The sequence below is a fragment of the Pseudomonas sp. GW821-FHT03A09 genome, from assembly GCF_059421065.1.
Genome location: NZ_JBWKUX010000028.1, coordinates 1 through 5,522, shown reverse-complemented (window position 1 = coordinate 5,522; position 5,522 = coordinate 1). Strand labels below are relative to the sequence as shown.

Below are 5,522 nucleotides of genomic sequence, written 5' to 3'. Positions count from 1 at the left end.
GCGGCCAGGAAGTTGAAAAAGAGGTGTTGACAGCAGCGTGTAACGCTGTAGAATTCGCCTCCCGCTGACGAGAGATCGGAAGCGCAAGTGGTTGAAGTTGTTGAAGAAATCTTCGAAAGCTTCTGAAAATAATCACTTGACAGCAAATGAGGCTGCTGTAGAATGCGCGCCTCGGTTGAGACGAAAGATCTTAACCAACCGCTCTTTAACAACTGAATCAAGCAATTCGTGTGGGTGCTTGTGGAGTCAGACTGATAGTCAACAAGATTATCAGCATCACAAGTTACTCCGCGAGAAATCAAAGATGTAACCAACGATTGCTGAGCCAAGTTTAGGGTTTCTTAAAAACCCAAAGATGTTTGAACTGAAGAGTTTGATCATGGCTCAGATTGAACGCTGGCGGCAGGCCTAACACATGCAAGTCGAGCGGTAGAGAGAAGCTTGCTTCTCTTGAGAGCGGCGGACGGGTGAGTAATGCCTAGGAATCTGCCTGGTAGTGGGGGATAACGTTCGGAAACGGACGCTAATACCGCATACGTCCTACGGGAGAAAGCAGGGGACCTTCGGGCCTTGCGCTATCAGATGAGCCTAGGTCGGATTAGCTAGTTGGTGGGGTAATGGCTCACCAAGGCGACGATCCGTAACTGGTCTGAGAGGATGATCAGTCACACTGGAACTGAGACACGGTCCAGACTCCTACGGGAGGCAGCAGTGGGGAATATTGGACAATGGGCGAAAGCCTGATCCAGCCATGCCGCGTGTGTGAAGAAGGTCTTCGGATTGTAAAGCACTTTAAGTTGGGAGGAAGGGCAGTTGCCTAATACGTAACTGTTTTGACGTTACCGACAGAATAAGCACCGGCTAACTCTGTGCCAGCAGCCGCGGTAATACAGAGGGTGCAAGCGTTAATCGGAATTACTGGGCGTAAAGCGCGCGTAGGTGGTTTGTTAAGTTGGATGTGAAATCCCCGGGCTCAACCTGGGAACTGCATTCAAAACTGACTGACTAGAGTATGGTAGAGGGTGGTGGAATTTCCTGTGTAGCGGTGAAATGCGTAGATATAGGAAGGAACACCAGTGGCGAAGGCGACCACCTGGACTGATACTGACACTGAGGTGCGAAAGCGTGGGGAGCAAACAGGATTAGATACCCTGGTAGTCCACGCCGTAAACGATGTCAACTAGCCGTTGGAAGCCTTGAGCTTTTAGTGGCGCAGCTAACGCATTAAGTTGACCGCCTGGGGAGTACGGCCGCAAGGTTAAAACTCAAATGAATTGACGGGGGCCCGCACAAGCGGTGGAGCATGTGGTTTAATTCGAAGCAACGCGAAGAACCTTACCAGGCCTTGACATCCAATGAACTTTCCAGAGATGGATTGGTGCCTTCGGGAACATTGAGACAGGTGCTGCATGGCTGTCGTCAGCTCGTGTCGTGAGATGTTGGGTTAAGTCCCGTAACGAGCGCAACCCTTGTCCTTAGTTACCAGCACGTCATGGTGGGCACTCTAAGGAGACTGCCGGTGACAAACCGGAGGAAGGTGGGGATGACGTCAAGTCATCATGGCCCTTACGGCCTGGGCTACACACGTGCTACAATGGTCGGTACAGAGGGTTGCCAAGCCGCGAGGTGGAGCTAATCCCATAAAACCGATCGTAGTCCGGATCGCAGTCTGCAACTCGACTGCGTGAAGTCGGAATCGCTAGTAATCGCGAATCAGAATGTCGCGGTGAATACGTTCCCGGGCCTTGTACACACCGCCCGTCACACCATGGGAGTGGGTTGCACCAGAAGTAGCTAGTCTAACCTTCGGGAGGACGGTTACCACGGTGTGATTCATGACTGGGGTGAAGTCGTAACAAGGTAGCCGTAGGGGAACCTGCGGCTGGATCACCTCCTTAATCGACGACATCAGCTGCTCCATAAGTTCCCACACGAATTGCTTGATTCATTGAAGAAGACGATAAAGAAGCAGCCCGAAATTGGGTCTGTAGCTCAGTTGGTTAGAGCGCACCCCTGATAAGGGTGAGGTCGGCAGTTCGAATCTGCCCAGACCCACCAATTTTGTGTGGGAAACGCCTGTAGAAATACGGGGCCATAGCTCAGCTGGGAGAGCGCCTGCCTTGCACGCAGGAGGTCAACGGTTCGATCCCGTTTGGCTCCACCACTACTGCTTCTGCCGTTTAAAGCTTAGAAATGAGCATTCCATCGTTGTGATGGTGAATGTTGATTTCTAGTCTTTGATTAGATCGTTCTTTAAAAATTTGGGTATGTGATAGAAAGATAGACTGAACGTTACTTTCACTGGTAACGGATCAGGCTAAGGTAAAATTTGTGAGTTCTCTTAATTGAGAAATTCGAATTTTCGGCGAATGTCGTCTTCACAGTATAACCAGATTGCTTGGGGTTATATGGTCAAGTGAAGAAGCGCATACGGTGGATGCCTTGGCAGTCAGAGGCGATGAAAGACGTGGTAGCCTGCGAAAAGCTTCGGGGAGTCGGCAAACAGACTTTGATCCGGAGATGTCTGAATGGGGGAACCCAGCCATCATAAGATGGTTATCTTGTACTGAATACATAGGTGCAAGAGGCGAACCAGGGGAACTGAAACATCTAAGTACCCTGAGGAAAAGAAATCAACCGAGATTCCCTTAGTAGTGGCGAGCGAACGGGGACTAGCCCTTAAGTGGCTTTGAGATTAGCGGAACGCTCTGGAAAGTGCGGCCATAGTGGGTGATAGCCCTGTACGCGAAAATCTCTTAGTCATGAAATCGAGTAGGACGGAGCACGAGAAACTTTGTCTGAATATGGGGGGACCATCCTCCAAGGCTAAATACTACTGACTGACCGATAGTGAACTAGTACCGTGAGGGAAAGGCGAAAAGAACCCCGGAGAGGGGAGTGAAATAGATCCTGAAACCGTATGCGTACAAGCAGTGGGAGCAGACTTTGTTCTGTGACTGCGTACCTTTTGTATAATGGGTCAGCGACTTATTTTCAGTGGCGAGCTTAACCGAATAGGGGAGGCGTAGCGAAAGCGAGTCTTAATAGGGCGTCTAGTCGCTGGGAATAGACCCGAAACCGGGCGATCTATCCATGGGCAGGTTGAAGGTTGGGTAACACTAACTGGAGGACCGAACCGACTACCGTTGAAAAGTTAGCGGATGACCTGTGGATCGGAGTGAAAGGCTAATCAAGCTCGGAGATAGCTGGTTCTCCTCGAAAGCTATTTAGGTAGCGCCTCATGTATCACTGTAGGGGGTAGAGCACTGTTTCGGCTAGGGGGTCATCCCGACTTACCAAACCGATGCAAACTCCGAATACCTACAAGTGCCGAGCATGGGAGACACACGGCGGGTGCTAACGTCCGTCGTGAAAAGGGAAACAACCCAGACCGTCAGCTAAGGTCCCAAAGTTATGGTTAAGTGGGAAACGATGTGGGAAGGCTTAGACAGCTAGGAGGTTGGCTTAGAAGCAGCCACCCTTTAAAGAAAGCGTAATAGCTCACTAGTCGAGTCGGCCTGCGCGGAAGATGTAACGGGGCTCAAACCATACACCGAAGCTACGGGTATCACGTAAGTGATGCGGTAGAGGAGCGTTCTGTAAGCCTGTGAAGGTGAGTTGAGAAGCTTGCTGGAGGTATCAGAAGTGCGAATGCTGACATGAGTAACGACAATGGGTGTGAAAAACACCCACGCCGAAAGACCAAGGTTTCCTGCGCAACGTTAATCGACGCAGGGTTAGTCGGTCCCTAAGGCGAGGCTGAAAAGCGTAGTCGATGGAAAACAGGTTAATATTCCTGTACTTCTGGTTATTGCGATGGAGGGACGGAGAAGGCTAGGCCAGCTTGGCGTTGGTTGTCCAAGTTTAAGGTGGTAGGCTGGAATCTTAGGTAAATCCGGGATTCTAAGGCCGAGAGCTGATGACGAGCTAACTTTTAGTTAGCGAAGTGGTTGATGCCATGCTTCCAAGAAAAGCTTCTAAGCTTCAGGTAACCAGGAACCGTACCCCAAACCGACACAGGTGGTTGGGTAGAGAATACCAAGGCGCTTGAGAGAACTCGGGTGAAGGAACTAGGCAAAATGGCACCGTAACTTCGGGAGAAGGTGCGCCGGTGAGGGTGAAGGACTTGCTCCGTAAGCCCATGCCGGTCGAAGATACCAGGCCGCTGCGACTGTTTATTAAAAACACAGCACTCTGCAAACACGAAAGTGGACGTATAGGGTGTGACGCCTGCCCGGTGCCGGAAGGTTAATTGATGGGGTTAGCTAACGCGAAGCTCTTGATCGAAGCCCCGGTAAACGGCGGCCGTAACTATAACGGTCCTAAGGTAGCGAAATTCCTTGTCGGGTAAGTTCCGACCTGCACGAATGGCGTAACGATGGCGGCGCTGTCTCCACCCGAGACTCAGTGAAATTGAAATCGCTGTGAAGATGCAGTGTATCCGCGGCTAGACGGAAAGACCCCGTGAACCTTTACTATAGCTTTGCACTGGACTTTGAATTTGCTTGTGTAGGATAGGTGGGAGGCTTTGAAGCGTGGACGCCAGTCTGCGTGGAGCCATCCTTGAAATACCACCCTGGCAACTTTGAGGTTCTAACTCAGGTCCGTTATCCGGATCGAGGACAGTGTATGGTGGGTAGTTTGACTGGGGCGGTCTCCTCCTAAAGAGTAACGGAGGAGTACGAAGGTGCGCTCAGACCGGTCGGAAATCGGTCGTAGAGTATAAAGGCAAAAGCGCGCTTGACTGCGAGACAGACACGTCGAGCAGGTACGAAAGTAGGTCTTAGTGATCCGGTGGTTCTGTATGGAAGGGCCATCGCTCAACGGATAAAAGGTACTCCGGGGATAACAGGCTGATACCGCCCAAGAGTTCATATCGACGGCGGTGTTTGGCACCTCGATGTCGGCTCATCACATCCTGGGGCTGAAGCCGGTCCCAAGGGTATGGCTGTTCGCCATTTAAAGTGGTACGCGAGCTGGGTTTAGAACGTCGTGAGACAGTTCGGTCCCTATCTGCCGTGGACGTTTGAGATTTGAGAGGGGCTGCTCCTAGTACGAGAGGACCGGAGTGGACGAACCTCTGGTGTTCCGGTTGTCACGCCAGTGGCATTGCCGGGTAGCTATGTTCGGAATAGATAACCGCTGAAAGCATCTAAGCGGGAAACTAGCCTCAAGATGAGATCTCACTGGAACCTTGAGTTCCCTGAAGGGCCGTCGAAGACTACGACGTTGATAGGTTGGGTGTGTAAGCGCTGTGAGGCGTTGAGCTAACCAATACTAATTGCCCGTGAGGCTTGACCATATAACACCCAAGCAATTTGCGTCGAAGAGACCAGATTGCGGTGTGTGAAGACGAAACGAACCGAAAGTTCGACGCTTGCAAAACACCGACTCTATTGCATACCCAATTTGCTGAAGCGAGGCCTAGGCCACGACTCAGTACCCGAATTTCTTGACGACCATAGAGCATTGGAACCACCTGATCCCATCCCGAACTCAGCAGTGAAACGATGCATCGCCGA

Annotated in this window: 2 tRNA genes and 3 rRNA genes; all 5 read left to right on the top strand. The window is 51.3% G+C overall.

The features are described from left to right. Positions 1-361: 361 nt before the first annotated feature. Positions 362-1,898 (top strand): 16S ribosomal RNA (locus AC07V4_RS26875). Positions 1,899-1,981: 83 nt separating this feature from the next. Continuing rightward, positions 1,982-2,058: transfer RNA gene (locus tag AC07V4_RS26870), tRNA-Ile, on the top strand. 30 nt (positions 2,059-2,088) lie between these two features. Beyond that, positions 2,089-2,164: transfer RNA gene (locus AC07V4_RS26865), tRNA-Ala, on the top strand. A gap of 246 nt (positions 2,165-2,410) precedes the next feature. After that, positions 2,411-5,302: ribosomal RNA gene (locus tag AC07V4_RS26860) — 23S ribosomal RNA — on the top strand. A gap of 149 nt (positions 5,303-5,451) precedes the next feature. Continuing rightward, positions 5,452-5,522, top strand: a 5S ribosomal RNA gene (gene rrf / locus AC07V4_RS26855); the annotation flags it as partial.